The organism is Staphylococcus sp. HMSC14C01 (assembly GCF_001808085.1).
Classification (GTDB): domain Bacteria; phylum Bacillota; class Bacilli; order Staphylococcales; family Staphylococcaceae; genus Staphylococcus; species Staphylococcus hominis.
This window is the reverse complement of record NZ_KV792048.1, coordinates 32,188-56,834: the sequence shown is the minus strand read 5'-3', so window position 1 is coordinate 56,834 and position 24,647 is coordinate 32,188. Positions and strand designations below refer to the sequence as shown.

Below are 24,647 nucleotides of genomic sequence, written 5' to 3'. Positions count from 1 at the left end.
TAACACAAGTATTATTATATCTAAAGAAATCTTATTTAGCAATAGCTTTAATATAAAAAAAGTTTATATTTTCCACTAATTACGTATAATTGCAACTAATCACATACTTTCTTCGTTGCTATTTAGTTAAACTAAATAGCTAAATGTTTGGTATCAAATTTGAAATTAGCTAGGACTAGACTATCTTGCATTGTAGTCCTAGCCCTTTTAATAGTTAATTAATTTCAAATTCTATTGATTGTATGACTTGATGATCTCTATTTCTAAAATTCAGCGTAGCTTTTTTACTTTCATCCTCTATAAGTAGTTCTGCGTATGTTTCTTCTATATTACTACGCGACTGTGAAATACTACCAGGATTTATAATATGGACGTCGCCTAATTTTTCATATTTAGCTATATGTGTATGCCCATAAAACGCAAATTGACAACCAAGAGATTGTGCTTTTTCAGCCAAACGCATACGTGTTTGATTTACACCATAAAGATGACCGTGGGTGTATAATGCTTTAACACTGTTCTTTTCAATGATGTCTTCATTTGGAAATTCAGGATAAAAGTCACAATTACCTTTTACACGTTGATACAAGCTTAATTCAGTATCATTATATTTAAATTCAGAATCTCCTAAATGTAAGCATATATCTGCGTCTTTATGATAGTCGTATAATTGATACAGAATTCCAGATTCAGTGTGATTATCACTTACAATTAACCATTTAGACATTATTTTTCACGCTCCAAAAATTCATTTAAAGCTTTAATTGCATTTCCACGATGACTCACATCGCTTTTTTCTTCTGTAGTTAATTCAGCCATTGTTTTGTTCTTCTCTGGAAGATAAAAAATAGGATCATATCCGAATCCATGATCACCTTTACGTTCTGTTGTAATTTCTCCTGATACAGTTCCTTTGAACATATGTGTTGGTTCATTTGGCGTACTCATGCTAATGACACATACAAATTGTGCCTTTCTATTTGTCTCACCTTCTAACTTTTTAAGTACTTTATCAATATTTGACTCATCATTTTTCTCAAGACCAGCATAACGTGCAGAATATACACCAGGCTCACCATTTAGAGCATATACTTCTAGACCACTATCATCGGCAATCACTCTTTTATTGAGTGCTTTAGCTGCCGCTTCAGATTTTAATCGTGCATTTTCTTCAAAGGTAGTGCCTGTTTCTTCAACATCAAAGTCCTTTATAATTTCTGAAATGCCAATAACATTATCATTTGGAAAAATAGCTTTAAAATCATTTATTTTACCTTTGTTGTTAGAAGCTATAACAATGTCTGCCACTTAAATCTTCCTTTCACTTCTGTTTTAAATTTAATCTACTTTTATACGTTCAACTTCTACATCTAATTTCAGCCATTGAGAAATGATATGTTTAATATGAACCGTATCACCTGTTGCAAAAAATCGATGTTTTGGATGTTGCGTATAGCTTGCATGTTCATTACTAAACGTAAGTAATGCACTTACTTCACGTGCAGTTTCAAGCCCAGAAGAAATAACTTTTTTATTTCCACCAAAATAATCATTAATAGGTTTATATAATAATGGATAGTGCGTACAGCCTAAAATAACAGTATCGGCATCTGTGTTACGCCAATGTTTTAAAGTCTGATGTATTACAATACTAGTTATTGTAGGGTCATCATAACGCATTTGTTCAACGAGTGGTACGAAACCTGGACATGCTACCCCATATACTTCGACATTTGGGTTTATTCTTTTAATATGATGGCGGTAAGCTTCTGATTTAATCGTGCCCTCAGTACCTAAAATTAAAACTTTTTGATTTTTTGTAGTCATAATAGCGGTTCTAGCACCAGGTTCAATGACTCCAATAACTGGAATTGGTAATAACTGCTGTAAATGTTCTAACGCCACTGCAGTTGCAGTATTACAAGCAATGACTAACATTTTTATATCAAATTCCATCAGTTTATTAGCAAGTTGCGTCGTAAAAGTTTTTACTTCTTCTCCAGGTCTTGGACCGTATGGACACCTTGCGATATCGCCTAAATAATATATTGTCTCATTAGGAAGTTGTCGCATAATTTCTTTAGCTACAGTTAGTCCTCCAACTCCAGAGTCTATGACACCAATGGGTTTATTCATTTACATTCATCCTTATAATACATAATACGTTTATTTTACCATAGACAAACCTAATCATTCATTAATTGATATTTTTGCTCATTTTTATTTTACTCAATAAACATTTATATCCGTATTGAATTCCCCATTAATAAAAACCAGCAAAGTTTTTACTTTGCTGGCAAATATGTCATATTTAATTTACTTGATGATCAGAACCAAAGAATGATTTAAACATATGGAATGATGTTTCACGGTTCATTGCTGCAATTGACGTTGTTAACGGAATACCTTTTGGACATGCATTAACACAGTTTTGAGAATTACCACATTCTTGTAAACCACCTTCACCCATTAAAGCATTCAGCCGTTCATCTTTAGTCATTGAACCAGTTGGATGTAGATCAAATAAACGTACTTGTGAAATAGCTTGTGCACCAATAAATTTATTATTACGTGTTACATTAGGACACACTTCTAAACATACACCGCACGTCATACATTTTGATAATTCATATGCTGTTTGACGTTTCTTTTCTGGAATACGTGGACCTGGTCCTAAATCATACGTACCATCAATTGGAATCCAAGCCTTCATACGTTTTAAGTTATCAAACATTCTTGTACGATCGACTTGTAAATCACGAATGACTGGGAATGTACTCATAGGTTCCAAACGAATCGGCTGTTCTAATTGGTCAACAATTGCTGAACAGGCTTGACGTGCACGACCATTAATAACCATTGAACAAGCACCACATACTTCTTCTAAGCAGTTCATATCCCATACTACTGGCGTTGTTTTTTCTCCTTTACTATTCACAGGGTTGCGTCTTATTTCCATTAAACAAGCAATCACGTTTAAATTCTCTTTATAAGGAATTTCAAATGTTTCTTCATACGATTTTGCTTCTTGGTTATCTTGACGTTTAACAATTAATTTAACTGTTTTTTGCGTGTGTTTTTCTTCTTTATGTGTTGTTTCTTGATTATGTTGTTCATCTGTATGACGTAATTCTTCTGGAGTTTCTTTTACTGATTGATTGTTAGCCATCATTTTTTACCTCCTTTAGATTTACTTGTATAGTCACGTTTACGTGGTGGAATTAAACTGATATCGACAGGTTCATATGTGAATTTAGGTGCTTCATATTCACCTTGATATTCAGCTAAAGTTGTTTTTAACCATTCATCGTCATTACGATCTGGGAATTCTGGTTTATAATGTGCGCCACGAGATTCATTACGGTTATACGCACCAATTGTTATGACACGTGCTAGTTGCAACATGTTCCATAATTGACGTGTAAAGAATACAGCTTGGTTACTCCAAGTTTGTGTATCTTCCATATCAATATTTTGATAACGTTCCATTAACTCAACAATTTTTTTATCCGTTTCTAATAATTTGTCATTTTCACGTACTACTGTAACGTTCGCTGTCATAATTTCGCCTAATTCACGGTGAAGTTTATAAGCATTTTCAGTACCACGTATATTAAGTAATTCGTCGAAACGTTTTTGTTCTTCATCTACACGTTTTTGATAAATACTGTCATCTAACTCAGTATATGATGTTTCGATATTTTCAACGTATTTAATTGCATTTGGACCTGCTACTGTACCGCCGTAAATCGCTGATAATAACGAGTTAGCACCTAAACGGTTACCGCCATGTTGAGAGAAATCACATTCTCCTGCAGCAAATAACCCTTTAATAGTTGTCATTTGATCATAATCTACATATAATCCACCCATTGAATAATGTACTGCTGGGAATATTTTCATAGGTACTTTACGTGGATCATCACCAGTGAATTTTTCATAAATCTCAATAATACCACCTAATTTAACATCTAATTCATGTGGATCTTTATGAGATAAATCAAGATACACCATATTTTCACCATTAATACCTAATTTTTGATTGATACATACATCAAAGATTTCACGTGTTGCAATATCACGTGGTACTAAGTTACCATAATCAGGATACTTTTCTTCTAAGAAGTACCATGGTTTTCCATCTTTATAAGTCCAAATTCGACCACCTTCACCACGTGCTGATTCACTCATTAAACGTAATTTATCATCACCTGGAATTGCCGTAGGATGTATTTGAATAAATTCTCCATTTGCATATTTAGCGCCTTGTTGGTATACGATAGATGCAGCTGATCCAGTATTAATCATTGAATTCGTTGTTTTACCAAAAATAATACCCGGACCACCTGAAGCCATAATAACAGCATCAGAACCGAAAGATTTAATTTCAGAAGTAGTTAAATTTTGAGCAACAATACCCCTTGCTGCATTTTCATCATCTTTAACTAATCCTAAAAATTCCCATCCTTCATACTTAGTAACTAAACCATCAACTTCAAAAGAACGAACTTGTTCATCTAAAGCGTAAAGTAATTGTTGTCCTGTAGTTGCACCAGCATATGCTGTTCTATGATGAAGTGTACCTCCGAAACGTCTAAAGTCTAACAATCCTTCATTTGTTCTATTAAACATAACGCCCATACGATCTAATAAATGGATAATTTTTGGTGCAGCTTCAGTCATTGCTTTGACTGGTGGTTGGTTCGCTAAAAAATCTCCACCGTATACTGTATCGTCAAAATGAATCCATGGTGAATCTCCTTCACCTTTAGTATTTACCGCACCATTAATACCACCTTGGGCACATACAGAGTGCGAACGTTTAACAGGTACAATTGAGAATAAGTCCACATGTGCACCTTGTTCTGCAGCTTTAATTGTTGACATCAGCCCCGCAAGGCCACCTCCGACAACAATAATTTTTTTCTCTGCCATAGAATTGTCACTCCCCTAAAATATATCTGAAACTAACCTATTGATTCCTTTTATAACTATGCTTTTTTTACTTTCATTTTTTATGCAAAAGCTAAAATTGCAGTCACACCTATGTATGACAGAATTAAGAAAATAATTAATGAAACCCATGTGAAAATACGTTGTGATTTTTTAGATTGTAAAAATCCCCAAGTCACTAAGAATGACCAAATACCATTAGAAAAATGGAAAATGACAGCAATAACACAAATAATGTATACGATAACCCAAATTGGATTTTGTAACGTTTGATGCATCATGTCATAACTGATTTCTTTACCAAAGAAAAGTTTTTGTAAACGTGTTTGCCATAGGTGTACAAAGATGAATACGAAAGCAATAATCCCTGTTAACCTTTGTAGCGCAAACATCCAGTTTCTAAATAATGAATAATGGCCGATATTTTCTTTAGCAGTAAAAGCAATATGAATACCATATAGTCCATGATATAAAATTGGAATGTAAATCAAAATAAGTTCAGTTACTAATAAAAATGGTAAAGATTCCATAAAGCCTGCAGCCTTATTAAAAGCCTCAGCTCCTTGAGTCGCTTGGTGGTTAATCATTAAATGAACAATTAAAAACGCACCAATCGGAATAATCCCTAGTAGTGAATGAAGACGTCTAAGATAAAATTCATTTTTAGACTTAGCCAAAAGGAGTCCCCCCTGTTATAAAACATAATAAATTTAAATAGCTTCTTTTTAAGATAGTACTATAAACGCATTTACTATTTTATTTAGTACTCGTATGCATAAAAATATAATAGTTATAATGATTGTAAATTTTCTGAAAATTAAACAAATCAAACATCTACTTTTTATTAGTTTGAGTATTATTATTTTTCATAACTACAAGTATGTCTTAAAAAAGTAAATATAATTAAAAACAAGACGAATAAATGAGATATACAAGTATTACATGATAATTGTGTAACTACTATAAAATGATAATATTTCTTATTTAGAAAACGCTTCCATACTTTCTTAAAAAAATAAGCCTTTTGTTAACTATATTGTAACATTCTTTCTAAATGTATGGGGTATGAAATTCAAAGTCATACCCCTTTTTTTGAAATTAATCTTCTTTTAAAGCATATTGTAGATTTTCAGCTACCTTTTTAGGTAATCCTGCAGCTTTTAAATCTTCTATACTAGCTTCTTTCATTTTTTTAATAGAACCAAATGTTCTTAATAATTTTGTTTTTCGTTTACTTCCTATACCCTCTACTGTATCAAGAACAGATTGTAATCCAGTTTTTTGTCTAGTTTGACGATGGAATGTTATCGCAAAACGATGTACTTCATCTTGGATTCTATGAAGCAAATAAAAGGCTTGACTATTTTTCTTTAGAGGTACAACCTCAGCATTTGTACCGTATAATAATTCAGATGTTTGGTGTTTATCATTTTTTCTTAATCCAGCAACAGGAATATCTAAACCCAGTTCATTTTCTAGTACATCTATGACGCCAGACATATGTCCTTTACCACCATCAACGATAATAAGATCTGGTAATGGAAGACCTTCATTAAGTACACGCGTATAACGACGACGTACAACTTCTCTCATCGACTTATAATCATCAGGACCTTTCACAGTCTTAATTTTGTATTTACGATATCCTTTTTTATCCGGTTTACCATCCACAAATGTTACCATTGCCGAAACAGGATCAACACCTTGGATATTTGAGTTATCAAATGCTTCAATTCTTATCGGTGTTTGAATGCCCATTCTTTCACCAAGTTCTTCGATAGCTTTTATCGTTCTAGATTCGTCTTTAGCGATTAATTGAAATTTATTTTCTAGTGCAACTTCAGCATTATGATTAGCTAAATCAACCATTTCTTTCTTTGTTCCACGCGCAGGTAGAACAATTTTTGTATCAACCACAGAGTGAATGATATCTTTATCTAAATTTTTCGGTACATGTACTTCTTTAGGTAAAATATGTTGATTTAAGCTGTAGAATTGTCCAATGAATGTATAAAATTCTTCTTCTTCTGTTTGTTGTAGAGGAATCATTGTTGCATCACGTTGAATCATATTTCCTTGTCTAATAAAGAATACTTGAATACACATCCAACCTTTAGAAACACTATATCCAAAAACATCTCTAATTGTATTATCTGAAGACATAATTTTTTGTTTTTTAGTTAAATTATGAATATGTTGAATTAAATCTCTATATTCTTTAGCACGTTCAAAATCTAACTTCTCACTAGCATCTAGCATGCGTGTTTCAAGATTATGAAGAATTGTTTTATCTTCTCCATTTAAAAAGTCAGTAATTTCACGTGTCATTTGTGCATATTTTTGTTGATCTACATCATACACACATGGTCCCATGCACTGACCGATATGATAATATAGACACAATTTATCAGGCATTTTATCACATTTTCTAAAAGGATAAATACGATCTAATAATTTTTTAGTTTCCTGTGCTGAATATGCATTAGGATAAGGTCCAAAATATTTTCCTGTACCTTTTTTTACTGTACGTGTCACAAGTAAACGAGGATGTTTTTCTTTAGTAATCTTTATAAAAGGATAACTTTTATCATCTTTTAATAAAATATTGTAGCGAGGTTGATATTGTTTGATCAAATTCAACTCAAGTAATAATGATTCTGTCTCACTTGAAGTTACAATAAATTCGAAGTTACGAATTTCACTTACAAGACGTGTAGTTTTTGCATCATGTGCACCAGTAAAATAAGAACGTAGTCGATTTCGTAATCGTTTTGCTTTACCTACATAAATAATTTGGTCATTTCGATCTTTCATTAAATAACAGCCTGGTTCAAATGGGACGACACTTAATTTATCTCTAATTTTTTCTTCGTAGTCGGTCATCCGTCTCCTCCTTTCTATTAACTTGACGTTCACATAAAAAAGACGGAGCGATTACATAACATGTAATGCCCCATTCTTTTATAATTGTACTAAATATTATAGATGTTTATCTAAAACTTCTGCTAAGTTTTCTTTAGGTTGGAAACCTACTACTTTATCTACTGCTTCTCCATCTTTAAATACGATTAAAGTTGGGATGCTCATTACTTCATATTTAGCAGCAGTAGATGGATTTTCATCTACATCTAATTTTAAGATGTCTGCTTTACCATCATAGTCTCCAGCTAATTCTTCTAACACAGGGGCGATCATTTTACAAGGTCCACACCAAGTTGCCCAAAAATCTACTAATTTAACACCTGATTGAATGTTTTCATCAAAATTTGAATCTGTAACTTTTACGATTGCCATAATTGCCAATCCTCCTTAAATATTAAATGATGAGCAAATTATAACAGACTTTCCATATATCTGCATTGCTCTTGCTCATCTTTATCACTATTTATTAATCTTGTCATAAACTTGTGTTAAGATTAAACGCTTGCTTTATTGTACGTCAAATTTTAAAAAAATCAACATTCTAGTTTTATATTATTTAAGTTCTGCTACTGTAACACCAAATCCGCCTTCACTTGGCAGTCCACCACGAAAAGATTGAACACTTTTATGTTTTTTTAAATGATTTTGAACTGCTTTTTGAAGTGCACCTGTACCTTTACCATGAATAATATAAACCTGTTCATAGTTACTTAATACAGCTTGGTCAATATATTGATCTAAAGCTCCAACCGCTTCTTCATAACGATAGCCTCTTAAGTCTAATTCTGTTTTAATAGTTTGACGATTTTGGCGTGTCACCATTTTCGTTGGTTTTTCTTTTTTCTTTTTCGTTTTTTCTAAATCTTCAATAGGTAACTTCATTTTGATAATACCCATTTGAACTACAGCTTCATTTTCTCCGCTTAATTCTAATACTTCGCCTTTTTGGCCATAAGATAATACTTTAACTTCATCGCCAGCATGAATATCATCCCATTTTTGTTTTTTTACATTTTGTTTTAAGGATTTAGCTTCATATTGATCTTCTAAATGTTTTTTCTTATCTATTAATTCATGTTCTTTTACGTCGGCCCCTTTTTTATCTCGCATTTCTCTTAAATCTTTTAGAATGTCATCTGCTTCTTTTGTAGCTGATTTAATGCGCTGATTTGCTTTATCTTTAGCTTCATCCATTAATTTTTGTTCATAATTTTTATATTGTTGATACTGACGTTCCAAATCATCATGCGTCGTTCGTGCTTCTCTCAATAATTTTTCAAGCTCAATACGTTGTTCATCCACACGTTTAGAGTTTTTCTCTAATGATTCTATCATTGAATTAATTTCTTGTTCGTCTGTACCAATCATTGTTTTAGCCTTATTAATGATGTTTAATCCTAAACCTAATTTTTTAGAAATATCAAAGGCATTGGAACGTCCAGGAACACCCATTAATAATTTGTAAGTTGGACTTAATGTATTCACATCAAACTCAACACTTGCATTCATAACGCCTTCACGATTATAACTATAAGCTTTAAGCTCTGGATAATGTGTCGTTGCCATAACTAGTGAACCAATCTCCCTCACATGATCGAGAATACTCATAGCTAAAGCTGCACCTTCACTCGGATCGGTTCCAGCACCTAATTCATCAAATAAAACAAGACTATTTTTATCCGTTTCTTTCAAAATTTCTACAATATTTTTCATATGTGATGAAAACGTAGATAGCGATTGTTCAATCGATTGTTCATCACCTATATCACAATATACGTTTTCAAATACACTCAATTGACTACCATCTAATGTAGGAATGAGTAACCCGGATTGAGCCATCACAATGATAAGTCCTAACGTTTTTAAAGTGACAGTTTTACCACCTGTGTTAGGTCCCGTAATAATAACCGTTTCAATATCATCAATAAATTCAATTGTATTTGCTACGACTGTATCTTTATTCAATAAAGGATGATAAGCATTAGGTAAATAAACCGTTCTTTCCTTATAAAAAGTAGGTTTTGTCCCTTTAATTGATCGTGCATAGCGCGCTTTAGCCGTTAAGAAATCAATTTGACCCATAACCGACTCTGCCACTAAACAATTATCATCATCGGCAGCTACGAAACCTGTTAATTCTGTTAATATACGTTCACGTTCTACTGCTTCATCATTTCTTAATCGACTAATTTGATTATTCATTTCAACAATAGAAGATGGTTCAATATAAAGGGTTTGTCCAGAAGCTGATTGATCATGCACAATCCCTTTAAAATCTTGTCGATATTCTGCTTTTACCGGTATCACATTGCGATCATTTCGCACTGTAATAATGGCATCTGAAAGTTTCTTTTGATTAGCTTGACTTTTAACAATACGATCTAAATTTTGTCTAATGCGTTGAGTCGTACTTGATATTTTGCTTCGAATACCTTGCAATTCATAACTTGCATTATCATATAAATCGTAAGCATCACATTTTTCATTTATTTCTTGATATAAATCAGTAAGTACAGGTAGTTGATTCATTCTTTCATTTAAAATTGGATACTTTACGACGCCTTCATCTTCTTCAAGCAGTTGATTATAAAATGTTTTAAATTGATTTTGTACTTGTATCAACCGCTTAATTACATTTAATTCGGTAACATTAAGCACTCCACCAATTTTAGCACGGTGAATTAATGGTGATACTTTTGATAAACCACTTAAACTAGGTAAACGATGTTTATTATAAATTTGTGATATTTCATCTGTCTCATTCATTTGAAATTCTACAGTTTCAAAATCAGTTGCTGGAGACATTTTAGACACTTTTTCACGTCCTAAATCACTTATCGTTTCAGAAGCTACAAATGATTTGATTTTATCAAACTCTAAGACGTCTAATGTTTTTTGTCTCATACAATCCCTCTATTTCTGTAATTTAATATTATTATTAATAAAGTTTTTAAAAGCGTCACGCGTCATTGTATTAATCACTCTATCTTTATTTACAAATCCTTTTTGCGCAGTAGCTACGCCATATTTCATAAAATCAAGATGATCCACATGATGAGCATCTGTATTAATTGTTAATTTAATATTTGGATATTTTTTTACAGTGGCAGCATTTAAATCTAATCGTTTTGGATTAGCATTAATTTCCATTACCGTTTGTGTTTCTTCTGCAAGTTGCATCAACTGTTCTATATTAGGTTGATACCCTTCACGTCGCTCAATAATACGACCAGTTGGATGTGCAATATGTCTAACATAAGGATTACGACATGCATGTTCTAGGCGCTTCATAATCTCTTCTTCAGATTGATTGAAACTTTGATGAATAGCTGCAATAACATAGTCAAGTTGCGATAGTATATCATCCTCATAATCTAATGATCCATCAGGTAAAATATCCATCTCTGTACCTGAGTAAATATCTATTTCTGTGTATTCTTCATTCAAATTTTTTATTTCTTCATTTTGACGTAATAATCGTTCAACTTGTAATCCATGCGCAACTTTTAAACTCTTTGAATGATCCGTAATGACCATGTATTCATAGCCTTTTTTAATGTTTGCTTCAATCATCTCTCGTATAGAAAAAGCGCCGTCACTATACGTTGTATGCATATGAAGATCACCTTTAATATCATCTAATGTAATGATTGAATTTAAATCACGATCAAACTCACTGCCATCTTCACGCATTGCTGGAGCAATCCAATGTCTACCGAAGTGTTGGTAAATTTCAGCTTCACTTTGGAATTGGAGTAACGTTCCATCTTGTTGTTCGATACCATACTCACTCACTTTTTCATTTTGTGCTTTAGCAAGTTGTCTAATGCGAATGTTATGATCTTTGGAACCTGTAAAGTGCTGTAAGGTATGATAAAAGGCTTCTGGTTCAACAAGTCTAAAATCTACACCAATCGTTTCATCATCATATTCCAATTCAAGTGACACTTTCGTTTCTCCAACTGCGACTTCTTTCACTTTATTTGGAATATTTAAAAGGTGTTGTTGTACATGAAGAGGGTGTCGTGTACTAATAATATAGTCTAAATCTTTACTTACTTCTTTATAACGACGGAAACTACCTGCTTCAGAATAATGTTCAACTTCTTCTAATTGTTCTAGATAAGTCATAATATCTTTATTTAAATGTCGCATCAAATCAATAGGATAATGATCTTTTTTAGCTCCTAGTGCTTTTACTGCTTCAAGTATGTTTTGTTCCGTTTTTTTAGCAAATCCACTTAGTTCACTAACTTTTCCCGCTTCACAAGCTTCTTGAAGATGTTCTTTATCTGTAATATTTAACTCTTTATACAACTTTGCAATTTTTTTACTACCTAAACCTTGAATTTTCATTAAAGGAATTAATCCTTCAGGAACTAAACGTTGCAATTCTTTTAAAGTTGATGAGGTACCTGTTTCTCGATATTCGCTAATGACCTCTCCTACCCCTTTTCCAATTCCTTTTAATTCAGTAACATCTTTTATTTCATCTAAAGAACGTTCATCTATTTCAAGACTTTGTGCTGCTTTACGATAAGCAGATACTTTAAACGTATTTTCTCCATTCAATTCCATATATATAGCAATTTTTTCTAGTAGTTGAATTACATCTTTCTTTGTCATTACATTCACTCCATAAAAAGAGACCAGGAGGTTTATATCCATCACCTAGTCCTGACCTTTTATCTTTTTTTATTTATAAATTTAGTATATAAGATGATAAAAACGGCATCTTAAATAGAATAATATGGCTTAAATAACCGTGTTTTAAACTTTCTTGAATCCATTCATTAGGATATAAAGATACTAAATATAAAACAAGTTGCAGTACAATCACACTGGCAATATTACCTAATAAGCTTCCCAATATTCGACTTGTAACATGAATATTATGATATGACACTATATTATCAAAAGTTACAATAATAAGATATAAAAGCAACTTACTTATAAAAGCAATACATAAAAATGCCACAATAGTATCAAAACGTTGTTGTACATCATGATATTGAAATGCGAAGTGCGTATCAAAAGCAACTGTTTTAGGAAATGGAACAAAAACAATCATTTGTTTTGATATATATTGGTAAAAACGATGCGCAATGAATAGTGAGACAAGCGTAGACGACAAATGAAGACTATTCAGCCAAAGGCCTCTTCTAAAACCAATTATCATATACATCAAAATAATAAGTATCATTACTAAATCTATAGTCATTTAGCTATCCTGTTGTTTTAATTCATAAATCATTTGTTTTAATATTTCGTTTTCTTCTTCCAATTTCACTTTTTCGTCCATGATATTCACTGCAGTTAAAATTGCTTTTCTTGTTGTATCTAATCCTGCTGATTTACGTCCTAATAATCTTAGCTGTTCATCTACTAAATGTGCTACATAACGTATGTGTTCAGGATCATCGTCACCGATAATCGTAAAATTTTGATCATTGATCGATACATTAATACGATTTTTAAATTCTCCCATTGTATTAACTCCTGACTTTTGATAATATTTTAAATTTCTTTGACTAATGTTTTGTTGAGTGAATAAGTAGATTATTATTATTATACATGAGCGTCTCTTATTTGTAATTATAGATTTAAAATACTATTTATTTATACCACTAAACCTACGTTTTTATCTTCATTATGTTAAAGTATATCTATTAGAATTTTAAAAGAGAGGTTTAAACATTTTATGGGAAATGTAGTACATAAATTAACTAATCAAGATATTGAGCAACTGTTGAACCAAATTAACTTTAGTACATCCAATTTACCTAATGGGATGAAAGCAAGAACCAAATATCATGACACTGTCATTAGTATTTACAATTCTGGTAAAGTTATGTTTCAAGGAAAACATGCTGAACATATAGCGCGTCAATTTTGTACTACTGATTCTGTAACTAATTCAAAATCTTCAAAGGCAGATGATTTACATAATATAACATATAATGATTATAACTGTATTGGTAGTGATGAAGCGGGAAGTGGCGATTATTTTGGTCCATTAACGGTTTGTGCTGCTTTTGTATCTAAAGAGCATATAGATATTTTAAGAACGCTAGGCGTAGATGATTCGAAAAAATTAACAGACACTAAAATTATAGAACTTGCAGAACAACTGATTACCTTTATTCCTCATTCATTACTTACATTAAACAATACTAAATATAATGAAAGACAAGCACTAGGTTGGTCTCAAGTAAAAATGAAAGCAGTCCTTCATAATGAAGCGATAAAAAATGTAACTAACAAGATAGATACTAAAGCATTAGACTACATTGTCATTGACCAATTTGCAGAACGTAACGTCTACAAGCGTTATGCTCTAAGCGACTTACCTTTTCCAAATCAAACAAAATTTGAAACAAAGGGAGAATCTAAATCCCTTGCTATTGCAGCAGCAAGTATCATTTCTCGCTATGCTTTTATTAAGCACATGGATTCAATATCAAAAATGATGCATTTTGATATTCCAAAAGGCGCGAGTCATAAAGTAGATTTAATCGCTGCTCAAATTATTGAAAAATATAATATTAGTAAGTTAGATTCTATTTCAAAAAAACATTTTAAAAATCGTGATAAAGCATGGACGTTGGTTAATAAAAAGTATCAATAAAGAACATTTTAGAATGCTATACGATGATGTCTAAATTCATCAAATTCAGTATCGAGAATTGTTTCAACACTTTTATTTACATATCGTGACACATCGTTTGCGGGAACAAGTGCTGAAGTTTCTATCGGTCAAGTAAGTTGAGTCATGTTAGAATCTTTATACATAAGGTACCTCGTTAATTTAATGAAGTTTATTAAATTATACGAAAGTGCCTTATTTTTTAAAAGTATTTCAATGTAAAATTACATAAAAAAAGCATTTTAGCGCGACTCTTGATAAAATAGGATACGCTAAAGACTACAGACTAAATTTATTCCCTAATAAAGCGAACCAACTATACAAAGTATTGTAAATAATGAAACCAGTAAATGACTTTATAATAAACTCATTTACTGGCTATTTTTTTAGGATGTATATCCCAATCTCTTCTTTAATTTATTATCGAATTGTAGCGCCTTTAGCTTTTAATGCTTCTAAAATTTTATCATGCACTTTAGAAACACGTTCATCTGTAAGTGTATTTTCAGTATCTAAATAATTTAAACGAATGGCTACTGATTTTTTACCTTCTTCCAAGTGTTCACCTTCATACACATCAAATACAAGTGTATTTTTTAGAATGTCTTCACCATTCTCATGAATAATGTCTAATAATTCTGATGAAGGCATGTCACGTTTTACTTCCATAGCGATATCTCTTGACACACCAGGGAATTTTGGAATTGGTTCATAATTAATGTAACCTACAGCTACTTGCATCATTGCATCATAGTCTAATTCAAATACATATGTGCGTTTAAGATCATTTTCAGCTGCTAATTGAGGATGTAATTCTCCTACAAATCCTATCTCTTTACCTTCTAATGAAACAATCGCAGTTCTACCTGGATGAAGGCCTTTTATTTCGCCAGCTTTATAAGTGAAACCTAAATTTAATTTTTCAGCAATTCGATCGACTACACCTTTAGCAATAAAGAAATCAATCTCTTCTTTTTTACCTTGCCAAGTATTAACTACATATTCTCCAGTTAGAATACCACTTAAATATTCGATTTCATCCGGTAATTCATCTTTGCCGTTACCAAAGAACACACGTCCAATTTCATATAATCTTACATTTTTATTTTTACGTGCTACGTTATAAGTTGTTGCTTCGATTAAATGTGGTAATAAGCTTTGACGTAATGTAGAATGCGCTTCACTCATTGGCATAAGTAGACTAATTGTAGGACGTTCTTGTAATGCAAAATCTTTGGCATGGTCTTTAGACACAAGTGAATATGTGATGGCTTGATTTAATCCTGCACCTTCGAGTGTTTCTTTTACCGTACGCGTTTTATATTGACGATCTGTCAATTTTCCACTAGTTACATCATCAAACACTGGTAAAGTTGAAGGAATATTATCATATCCGTATATTCTTGCTATTTCTTCAATTAAATCTTCCTTAATTGAAATATCTTTACGACGTGAAGGTACATATACTGTTAAAGTATCGGCATTTTGAATCGTTTTAAATCCTAATTGTTCGAAAATAGCTTTAATCTCATCATTTGATAAATTAAAACCAATTGTTTGATTTACTTTTTCCGCAGTAATATCAATTGGCGTAACAAGTGAACCTAAATCTCCTTGTGCCACTCTATCTTTTAATACTTCACCAGAAGCATAATGTTCAAGTAAATAACAAGCTCTATCGACTGCTTCATTAACAAATTCTGTTGCAATACCTTTTTCAAAACGACTTGAAGACTCACTACGTAAATTCAAACGACGTGATGTGTGACGGATAGATACAGGGTCAAAAATCGCACCTTCTACTACGACATTCATTGTTTGATCAGTCACTTCTGAAAAATCTCCACCCATAACACCAGCTAATGCAATAGGTTCTTTACCATTTGTGATAACGATATCTGTATCAATAAGCGTTCTTTCAGTATCGTCTAATGTTGTCATTGTTTCATTTTCATTCGCTTGACGTACAACGATATCTTTAGAACCCATATGGTCTTGATCAAACATATGAAGTGGTTGACCATATTCAAGTAATACATAGTTAGAAATATCAACTACATTATTAATTGGACGGATACCAGCTTTAATTAAACGTGCTTGCATCCAGATAGGTGATGGTGCAATTCTCACATTTTTAACAACTCTTGCACTGTAATAAGGAACTTTTTCAGGATTATCAACTGTCACTGATAACTCATCTGTTGCTGAAGTTTCAGTTTCGTTAAGCGTTGTGTTTGGTTTAGTCATTTCAGTTTGATATAATGCTGCAACTTCATATGCAGTTCCCACCATACTTAAAGCGTCTGCACGGTTAGGTGTTAAATCAAATTCCATAATTTGATCATTAAGATATAATGCGTCTAATGCATCAGTTCCCGGTGTCACTTCACTAGGAAATACGAAAATTCCATTTTCATAGTCTTTTGGTACAACATTACTTGAGACACCAATTTCTTGTAAGGAACAAATCATACCTTCCGAACGTTCTCCGCGTAATTTGGCACGTTTTATTTTAATACCTCCAGGTAAACGTCCACCTACTTTAGCCACAATCACATATTGATTTTCATCAACATTAGGTGCCCCACAAACAATTTGAACAAGTTCTTCTTCACCTATATCAACTTGACAGATATTCAATTTATCTGCATCTGGATGTTTTTCTTTAGATGTTACATATCCTACTACTACATTTTTAATATCTTTTGAGTAATCTATAATATCTGCTACTTCAATACCCGTACGTGTAATACGCTCAGCTAAGTCTTTAGCAGGTACACCAGCATCTACGTAATCTTTTAACCATTCATTTGAAATCAACATTATGCTTCACCTCTATCTTCTACAGCTTTAAATTGATTAAGGAATCTCACATCATTTGTATAGAAATGACGAATGTCTTCGATTCCGTATTTTAACATTGCTATACGATCTGGCCCCATACCGAATGCAAAGCCAGAATATTCATTTGAATCAAAACCGGCCATTTCTAGAACATTAGGATGTACCATACCTGCACCTAAGATTTCAATCCATCCAGTATGTTTACATACATTACATCCTTTACCTTTACATTTGAAACAAGAGACGTCTACTTCCACTGATGGCTCTGTGAATGGGAAATAACTTGGTCGTAATCGAATTTCACGATCAGCACCAAATAATTTTTTAGCTACTAACTCTAACGTTCCTTTCAAATCACTCATTTTGATATGTTTATCTACTACTAAACCTTCAATTTGTGTAAATTGATGACTATGTGTAGCATCATCTGAATCTCGTCGATACACTTTCCCAGGACAAATAATTTTTACTGGTCCTTGACCGTGACGTTTTTCCATTGTACGTGCTTGCACTGGAGACGTGTGCGTACGCATTAAAATCTCATCTGTAATATAAAAACTATCTTGCATATCTCGGGCTGGATGTGATTTAGGAAGGTTTAAAGCTTCAAAATTATAATAATCTTGTTCTACTTCGTATCCATCAACAATTTCATATCCTAATCCTAGGAATAAATCTTCAATTTCTTCAACCGTTCTAGTTAATGGATGTTTTGAGCCAATATTAATTTGGCGACTAGGTAATGTAACATCAATTGTTTCCTCAGCAAGTTGTTGGTTTAACTTTTCATTTTTTAATAATTCTTGTTTTTCTTCAAGTTCATTTTGAATTGCTTGTCTTAACTCATTTACTTTTTGTCCATAAGCTGGCTTTTCTTCATTTGGTAAATCTTTCATATTTTTCATTAAACCACTTACAGAGCCTTTTTTTCCTAGATACTTTACTTTGACATCTTGTAAAGCACGTTCATCTTGCGCTTCGTTAATATCTACTAAAGCTTGTTGTCTTAATTCTGTCATTGAATCATTTTGAGTCATGACTTACACCTCATACTTTCTATTTATCATAAAATTTACTTTATTAAATTAAAAAAAGACTTTCATCCCTAAATAACTGGGACGAAAGCCTTCCGTGGTACCACCCAAATTTATGCCTAAGCATACACTTGTTAGCATTGTTAACGAAGATGCACTCCGACTTAAATTTCTTTAAGTAACCAAAAAGGTGAAAAAAACTAATGTAAATTGAAGTAAGTTTCAGTCACGCTTACTTTCCCTGTGCAATTAATCATTTAGTTTACGTCTTTTTATCGGTTTATATTTATCTTTAATAAACATATTATTTTAATTTTGTATACAATTAAGTATAGTCGATTTTAAATCAAAAGGTCAACCTTTCAAATGATAAAGCAAAATACTTCCAACAATCGCCACGTTTAAACTTTCCGCTTTGCCGTATATAGGTATAATAAGATTCTGCGAGGTATGTGCTAATAATTCTTTATTAACACCTTCTCCTTCATTACCAAGTAATAAGGCAAATGTGTCTTGCGATTCGATGTTTTTATAGGACACAGCATTTTCTAAGGCTGTACCATATACTGGGCCATCAAATTGTTCAATAAATTTATTTAATTCTGTTGTGACAATAGGAATATGAAATACACTTCCTTGACTGGCTCTCATTACTTTATCTTGGTATGCGTCTGCTGTACCTTTTTCCATTACAATCATATCTATACCCGCAGCATCTGCTGTACGAATTAACGTGCCTAAGTTACCAGGATCTTGTATACGATCAAGTAATAACACTTGTTTCGCTTTTGAGATATCATGTTTAGGTTTTTCAATGACTGCAAAAAAACCTTGCGGTGTAATAGTCCCTGATAATGATTCAGCCACTTTCATATTAATTTCGTAAGCTTCTTTTGCATACTCTAAAAGTCTAGAATCTGTTCTTTCTGGCTCAATTACAAATAATTGTTTAATCATCATATTACTTTTAAATGCTTCATCAATTAAATGTATGCCTTCGATGAGAGCTAATCCTGTTTTATCGCGTTCTTTTTTCTTTTTAAGTTTATTTGCTAATTTAATTTTATTATTTTGTGTTGAAGTAATTTGTTCCATAATAGTCTCTCCAAATTATTTTTGATAGCAATGGTATAAATTGAGATAATATAAAAAAAGAGTGGGATAGAATTCATAATGAATTCGTATTCCACCTTTTTTAAATAGATATAAATTATTTAGAAACGACTTCTTCACCATTGTAAGAACCACAGTTTTTACATACGCGGTGAGATAATTTGTACTCGCCACAGTTTGGGCATTCAGTCATACCAGGTACTGAAATTTTGAAATGAGTACGACGTTTATTTTTTCTAGTTTTAGACGTTCTTCTTTTTGGTACTGCCATGATATATCCTCCTTAATATTAAAACACATAATCTCAAGTATTCGGTCATTTAATTATTATACTATAAATTAAATTAACCTGCTATTACTCTTTATCATATAACTGTTGTAATTTTTGAAGCCTAGGATCAACTTGGCGTGTTTGGGAATCGTCGTTATCTTTAGAGTGCTCAAGCTCAAGCGCTTGTTCTTCATCAATAACTTCCCAACCGTTACCTTCTGTAAGCATTTGATCACTATTCTCAGAAAATGCACGCATTGGCTTCTCAATAATAACCAATTCTTTAGCAATATCTCGGATATTAATCATACCATCTGTAGCAAGATGATAATGTTCATCTTCATCTACTTCTTCATCGGTATAACTATTATAACCTTCTAAATCAAATATTTCGGAAGTTCTGACATCAAGTGGCACATCTACAGGCACTAATGTACGAGCACAAGGCATAGTATACGTACCAGTAACATGCATATCTGCTATCACTTCATTTGATTTTATGGTTAATTCACCTTCGATATTCATCTCTGATAAATCAATCAGACCTAAAGGTTCTATTAAATCGTCAAAGTTCGCCTTTTCATTGAATTCAAAAGGTTTACCTTGATATTTTCTCAATTGCGTTATTGACCATTTCATATGGCTTCACCTCTAACAAACACAAAATTTATTTTAACTTTACTATTATAAGTTGTCAAGATTTTTTCTTAACATCTTATTATCTGTTACAATACTAATAATGAATACTGAAAGGACGAATTGCAAATGAAAAGTGTTGGATTGATTACAGAGTATAATCCATTTCATAACGGTCATGCTTATCATGCGCAACAAGCTAAAGTACAGTCCGATGCAGAGATCTCTATTGCAATCATGAGTGGTAATTTCGTTATGAGAGGTGAACCTGCTATTTATAACAAATTCCTACGTACACAAATGGCACTTTCCAATGTCGATTTAGTTGTTGAGTTACCCCTTATCGCTAGTCTTTCTTCAAGTGATTATTTTGCACAAATAGCTGTTCAAGTTGCTCGTTATCTAGATGTTAATACTATTGCTTTTGGAAGTGAAACACCTGATATAACTCGCCTTAAAAACGTTGCAAATGAAATAATCAATTTAGAACATAGTTCAACTTTTAATCAAAAAGTAAAAGAAGGTAGTAATTATGCAAAAATTATAAATGATTTAATTAGCGATAATACTTTACTGAAAATGCCTAATAATATTTTAGCAATCACTTACTTAAAAGCTATACAACAATTTGCACCTCACATGAAAGGACTTGCTATCCAACGTGTGCATGCTCATCATCATGATGCGACAATTGAAACATCATCCTTTGCAAGTGGTTCTGCAATTAGGCAGTCGTTAATCACTCAAGAAACTCAGTGGACTACAGTTGTTCCCTCTTCAATTCAATCACTGTATACAACACCTCATTTAACTAAAGAGGATACATTTAGCTTGATTAAATATCATATCTTAAGTCATTCAATTCATGAAATGGCTCATATATACACTATATCTGAAGGACTAGAACATCGATTAAAAAAATATATCAATCAAGCCACTTCTTTTGAATCCTTTATGTCTTTACTGAAGACAAAACGCTTTACCTATACTCATTTACAACGCATACTTATGCAAATTCTTTTAAATGTAAAAAAAGAAGATTCTATTCAATCCATTTCAGCTGTAAGAATTTTAGGAATGAATCGTCGCGGACAAAGTTATCTCAAACAATTAAAAACCAAATTTCCAGAGCGTCAATTCATCACTAATATTAATAAAACATCTGCTCATTTTTTTAAAAATGAAATTAAATCTACCGATATTTATAACTTATTATCAGGTCAACAGAAAAATGATTTTAATACCCCTGTAATTAGATTAAATAATTGAATTAAAGCGTATGGAACATTTCATTTCTGTTCTATACGCTAATTTTTTAATCTTCAAATTTTTCTTTTAATGCTCTTTCAACATGCCTAGGTACGAAATCTGAAATATCTGCCTTATATTGAGCCACTTCTTTCACAACACTTGAACTGATAAATGAATAGTTTGTACTTGTCATCATATACATTGTTTCTACATTACTATTTAATTTTTTATTCATTGAAGTTAAACGTAATTCATATTCAAAATCACTCACTGCTCTTAAGCCACGAATAATTGTTTTAGCGCCTATTTTATCACAAAAATCGACAAGTAATCCATTAAAATTATGTACTTTCACATTTGGCAAATGTTTTACAGATTCACGTATTAATTCCATACGTTCTTCAATAGAAAATGTACCTGCTTTACTACTATTTTTTAATATACATACATGAAGTTCATCAAATCGATCAGAACTTCTTTCTATAATATCTAAATGCCCATAAGTAATAGGATCAAAACTACCTGGAATGACTGCTTTTGTCTTAGTCATTGTGTTCTCCTTTTTTTAATAACAAAGTATCTGTTAAACCGTAATGATATTGCTTAATTACTTCAAAATCATATGTATTGATTTTTTCTTGATTACTAAACTCACAAATGATAATACCATGTTCTTTTAATAAATTAAACTTAGAAATTTGATCTAGAGCCTTATCTATTAGCCCTTTATTATAAGGAGGGTCTAAAAAAATGAAATCAAATTGAATGTCTCTTTTATTGATAGCCTTTAACGCTCTATCTGCATTATTTTTATATACTTCAGATTGTTCCTCTAAATTTAATTGTTTCAAGTTAGCTTGGATCACTTTAACTGCTTTAAAGTTTTGGTCTACAAATATAACTTTATCCATACCTCTAGAAAGTGCTTCAATTCCTAAAGCACCACTACCAGCAAATAAGTCTAAACCTAAGCCGTATACTTCATGTAAACTGTTAAAAATACCTTCTTTAACTTTATCCATTGTTGGACGTGTATTACGTCCTTCTAAACTCTCTAGTGGTTTACTTTTATGTTTTCCAGCAATGACTCTCATTTTGACTTACACTTCCATTTCATTCATTTATTTACTATAATTTATTTTGAAAAAGGAGAATTAAATATTTATGAAACAATCATTTATTATTTTAGGAGAAGGACTTACAGATTTATTCGAATTTCTTACTCTTATTGAATATAATCATGCAAGAATAGACAAGGTTGTCTATTTCCATACACCACAGTCAGACAAACAATTATCATCAGTCGCAATTATTATGAATCCTACGACCGGTAAACAATTTCAAGCCATATATATGATGTTAAACGCTTTAAAATATCCTTACCCAAATAGTAATAAAAAATTTGAGATGATTAATGAACAAGCTCAATCGTATGATATTCCTATTGTCGGCATTGATGTTCAACCGCCAAATGCATTTCATACGAATGATTTATATTTTAAATATTTAATTAGCGTACTTCGTTTACAAAATTGGATCCCACCGATGCAATAACAATGTTTAAATACATCTTAAAGCTTTTCATGCTTTTCTTTATCATATGTTTTTTTCAAGTTTTTATAAGGGGATCCATCAATATGTAAAACATATTTTAATTTCATTAATTTCTGGAGAATATCGTCTACTTCATGTTCATTAACATACATTACTACATACTTTCGAGGTTTATTAGTATAAACGATATGTCCATATTTACGTATCTGTCTTTCATGTTTAATATGCTTTAAGTAAATAATTAAGCTAACTCTTGGAATCAATTCCATATTATTTCACTCACTCCATTTATTATGCATAATTACTATACCATGACTAATAATTTTATAAAATACATTCAATATCTCAACACTTAACTTTCGAAAAATATTTCTTTAATTATTAATTTTAAATGAACTTTAGGAGGTTATACCTTGAAACACATTAAGAAGAATTTTTTTAATTTGGGTATCACTAGTATGGGTATACTAAGCAGTTTATTACTTTTAAAAAGAAATCAAAAGCCTAAAATGCTTAAAGACATACCTTACTTTTTTAATGGACCAGCACCTTATATTTTTGCACATAGAGGTGGAATGTCAGTTCGACCAGAACAAACACAATTAGCTTTCGATAATGCTGTTGATTATGGTTTAGATGGCTTTGAAACAGATGTGAGACTAACTAAAGATGAAGAATTGATTGTTTTTCACGATGCTACAGTCGACCGTACTACTAATGGTTCAGGAAAAGTATGTGATTACACATTAAAAGAATTAAAAAAATTAGATGCAGGATTTCATTTTACTGATATCAATGGTCGCCATATTTATAGAGGTCATCAACAAGCTAAAATTTTAACTTTCGATGAACTTTTAGAAATGTATCCTAGCAAATATATCAATGTAGATTTAAAAGATACTCCAAGTAGTTATGAAGGAGCTATTGCGCCTAAAAAAATGTATGATATTATAAAGCATCATCATGCTGAGAAACGTGTACTTGTAACAAGTTTCCATAAAAAACAAAATGAACGTTTTAGAGCAATAAGCAATGGAGAAATAGCTACTGGTGCAAGTCAACATGAAGTGACTGAAGGTGTGATTAAGTTTATTTTAGGACTAGGTTATCATTATCATCCTCAAGCTGACACATTTCAAATGCCTATAAAATTCAAAGGTATCCCATTATCATCAACTCATTTTATTCAATGGCTTAACTTATTAAATATTGTGCCAGGTTATTATGGCATCAATAGTGTTGACTTAATGTATGATTTGTATCAAAAAGGTGTCCACACCATTGTTACTGACCGTCCTGATTTAGGTAAACAATTTAAATCACTACTAAAACAACATACCTCAAATTAAATACACTCATTCTATATAAAATTAAAATATATACATAAAAGAATCTGGGACATACATCATAGTTGTCTCAGATT

Annotated in this window: 24 protein-coding genes; 4 read left to right on the top strand and 20 right to left on the bottom strand. The window is 31.8% G+C overall.

Annotation, left to right across the window (positions count from 1 at the left end):
* Positions 1-214 precede the first annotated feature (214 nt).
* The 12 genes from HMPREF3131_RS08485 to zapA form a co-directional block, all read right to left on the bottom strand.
* Positions 215-727: a YfcE family phosphodiesterase gene (locus HMPREF3131_RS08485; RefSeq protein WP_017175710.1), complete on the bottom strand. Its 513-nt coding sequence runs from the start codon at positions 725-727 to the stop codon at positions 215-217.
* Positions 727-1,308: an XTP/dITP diphosphatase gene (locus tag HMPREF3131_RS08480; RefSeq protein ID WP_017175711.1), complete on the bottom strand. Its 582-nt coding sequence runs from the start codon at positions 1,306-1,308 to the stop codon at positions 727-729. Before HMPREF3131_RS08480 ends, HMPREF3131_RS08485 begins: the two co-directional genes overlap by 1 nt.
* A 30-nt stretch (positions 1,309-1,338) precedes the next feature.
* Positions 1,339-2,136: a glutamate racemase gene (gene racE, locus HMPREF3131_RS08475; RefSeq protein WP_002450014.1), complete on the bottom strand. Its 798-nt coding sequence runs from the start codon at positions 2,134-2,136 to the stop codon at positions 1,339-1,341.
* Between the two features lie 175 nt (positions 2,137-2,311).
* Complete coding sequence (gene sdhB / locus HMPREF3131_RS08470) at positions 2,312-3,169, bottom strand: succinate dehydrogenase iron-sulfur subunit (RefSeq protein ID WP_029376803.1); 858 nt, start codon at positions 3,167-3,169, stop codon at positions 2,312-2,314.
* Positions 3,169-4,935, bottom strand: coding sequence for a succinate dehydrogenase flavoprotein subunit (gene sdhA / locus HMPREF3131_RS08465; protein ID WP_048762346.1), 1,767 nt, complete (start codon positions 4,933-4,935; stop codon positions 3,169-3,171). The genes sdhB and sdhA overlap by 1 nt, the downstream gene beginning before the upstream one ends.
* Positions 4,936-5,015: 80 nt before the next feature.
* Positions 5,016-5,630 carry a succinate dehydrogenase cytochrome b558 subunit gene (locus HMPREF3131_RS08460; protein ID WP_017175714.1) on the bottom strand — a complete coding sequence of 205 codons (615 nt, stop codon included), beginning with the start codon at positions 5,628-5,630 and terminating at the stop codon, positions 5,016-5,018.
* A 421-nt stretch (positions 5,631-6,051) separates the two neighbouring features.
* Positions 6,052-7,836 (bottom strand): excinuclease ABC subunit UvrC, encoded by a 1,785-nt coding sequence (uvrC, locus tag HMPREF3131_RS08455; protein WP_049382514.1) that lies wholly within the window; start codon positions 7,834-7,836, stop codon positions 6,052-6,054.
* Positions 7,837-7,932: 96 nt separating this feature from the next.
* The gene (gene trxA, locus HMPREF3131_RS08450) at positions 7,933-8,247 is read right to left on the bottom strand and encodes a thioredoxin (protein ID WP_002449989.1); all 315 of its coding nucleotides are present in this window, start codon (positions 8,245-8,247) and stop codon (positions 7,933-7,935) included.
* A gap of 180 nt (positions 8,248-8,427) precedes the next feature.
* Positions 8,428-10,779 (bottom strand): endonuclease MutS2, encoded by a 2,352-nt coding sequence (locus HMPREF3131_RS08445; protein WP_017175716.1) that lies wholly within the window; start codon positions 10,777-10,779, stop codon positions 8,428-8,430.
* Positions 10,780-10,788: 9 nt separating this feature from the next.
* The gene (gene polX, locus HMPREF3131_RS08440) at positions 10,789-12,501 is read right to left on the bottom strand and encodes a DNA polymerase/3'-5' exonuclease PolX (RefSeq protein WP_017175717.1); all 1,713 of its coding nucleotides are present in this window, start codon (positions 12,499-12,501) and stop codon (positions 10,789-10,791) included.
* Positions 12,502-12,574: 73 nt separating this feature from the next.
* Complete coding sequence (locus HMPREF3131_RS08435; RefSeq protein WP_061544464.1) at positions 12,575-13,096, bottom strand: CvpA family protein; 522 nt, start codon at positions 13,094-13,096, stop codon at positions 12,575-12,577.
* On the bottom strand, positions 13,097-13,363 hold the full coding sequence (gene zapA, locus HMPREF3131_RS08430) for a cell division protein ZapA (RefSeq protein WP_017175719.1): 267 nt from the start codon (positions 13,361-13,363) through the stop codon (positions 13,097-13,099). It lies immediately after the preceding gene.
* A gap of 213 nt (positions 13,364-13,576) precedes the next feature.
* On the opposite strand from zapA, the gene rnhC reads away from it, so the two are divergent.
* Positions 13,577-14,503 carry a ribonuclease HIII gene (gene rnhC / locus HMPREF3131_RS08425; protein WP_017175720.1) on the top strand — a complete coding sequence of 309 codons (927 nt, stop codon included), beginning with the start codon at positions 13,577-13,579 and terminating at the stop codon, positions 14,501-14,503.
* Between the two features lie 438 nt (positions 14,504-14,941).
* Here the strand turns inward: rnhC and pheT are convergent, their stop codons facing one another.
* The 5 genes from pheT to HMPREF3131_RS08400 all read right to left on the bottom strand — a co-directional run bounded on the left by pheT (position 14,942) and on the right by HMPREF3131_RS08400 (position 20,422).
* The gene (gene pheT, locus HMPREF3131_RS08420; protein ID WP_049416184.1) at positions 14,942-17,344 is read right to left on the bottom strand and encodes a phenylalanine--tRNA ligase subunit beta; all 2,403 of its coding nucleotides are present in this window, start codon (positions 17,342-17,344) and stop codon (positions 14,942-14,944) included.
* Entirely contained in the window at positions 17,344-18,402 is a 1,059-nt protein-coding gene (gene pheS, locus HMPREF3131_RS08415; protein ID WP_017175722.1) for a phenylalanine--tRNA ligase subunit alpha, read from the bottom strand. Before pheS ends, pheT begins: the two co-directional genes overlap by 1 nt.
* A 351-nt stretch (positions 18,403-18,753) precedes the next feature.
* Positions 18,754-19,494, bottom strand: coding sequence for a TrmH family RNA methyltransferase (locus HMPREF3131_RS08410; RefSeq protein ID WP_070436620.1), 741 nt, complete (start codon positions 19,492-19,494; stop codon positions 18,754-18,756).
* Positions 19,495-19,609: 115 nt separating this feature from the next.
* Complete coding sequence (gene rpmF / locus HMPREF3131_RS08405) at positions 19,610-19,783, bottom strand: 50S ribosomal protein L32 (RefSeq protein ID WP_001830121.1); 174 nt, start codon at positions 19,781-19,783, stop codon at positions 19,610-19,612.
* A gap of 84 nt (positions 19,784-19,867) precedes the next feature.
* Positions 19,868-20,422: a YceD family protein gene (locus tag HMPREF3131_RS08400; RefSeq protein ID WP_017175724.1), complete on the bottom strand. Its 555-nt coding sequence runs from the start codon at positions 20,420-20,422 to the stop codon at positions 19,868-19,870.
* A gap of 126 nt (positions 20,423-20,548) precedes the next feature.
* On the opposite strand from HMPREF3131_RS08400, the gene HMPREF3131_RS08395 reads away from it, so the two are divergent.
* The gene (locus HMPREF3131_RS08395) at positions 20,549-21,688 is read left to right on the top strand and encodes a nucleotidyltransferase (RefSeq protein ID WP_019835747.1); all 1,140 of its coding nucleotides are present in this window, start codon (positions 20,549-20,551) and stop codon (positions 21,686-21,688) included.
* 46 nt (positions 21,689-21,734) lie between these two features.
* Here HMPREF3131_RS08395 and coaD read toward each other — a convergent pair whose 3' ends face one another.
* Together coaD and rsmD are read right to left on the bottom strand one after the other, a co-directional pair.
* Positions 21,735-22,220 (bottom strand): pantetheine-phosphate adenylyltransferase, encoded by a 486-nt coding sequence (gene coaD, locus HMPREF3131_RS08390; protein ID WP_017175726.1) that lies wholly within the window; start codon positions 22,218-22,220, stop codon positions 21,735-21,737.
* Positions 22,213-22,764 carry a 16S rRNA (guanine(966)-N(2))-methyltransferase RsmD gene (gene rsmD, locus HMPREF3131_RS08385; RefSeq protein WP_002450015.1) on the bottom strand — a complete coding sequence of 184 codons (552 nt, stop codon included), beginning with the start codon at positions 22,762-22,764 and terminating at the stop codon, positions 22,213-22,215. The genes coaD and rsmD overlap by 8 nt, the downstream gene beginning before the upstream one ends.
* A gap of 70 nt (positions 22,765-22,834) precedes the next feature.
* Here rsmD and HMPREF3131_RS08380 point away from each other — a divergent pair, with 70 nt between their 5' ends.
* Complete coding sequence (locus HMPREF3131_RS08380; protein WP_019835748.1) at positions 22,835-23,224, top strand: DUF7147 family protein; 390 nt, start codon at positions 22,835-22,837, stop codon at positions 23,222-23,224.
* Positions 23,225-23,241: 17 nt separating this feature from the next.
* Here HMPREF3131_RS08380 and HMPREF3131_RS08375 read toward each other — a convergent pair whose 3' ends face one another.
* Positions 23,242-23,493, bottom strand: a complete 252-nt coding sequence (locus tag HMPREF3131_RS08375; protein ID WP_017175728.1) for a DUF2129 domain-containing protein — start codon at positions 23,491-23,493, stop codon at positions 23,242-23,244.
* 144 nt (positions 23,494-23,637) lie between these two features.
* Between HMPREF3131_RS08375 and HMPREF3131_RS08370 the strand changes: the two genes are divergently transcribed.
* Positions 23,638-24,573 carry a glycerophosphodiester phosphodiesterase family protein gene (locus HMPREF3131_RS08370; RefSeq protein WP_017175729.1) on the top strand — a complete coding sequence of 312 codons (936 nt, stop codon included), beginning with the start codon at positions 23,638-23,640 and terminating at the stop codon, positions 24,571-24,573.
* Positions 24,574-24,647: the final 74 nt, after the last annotated feature.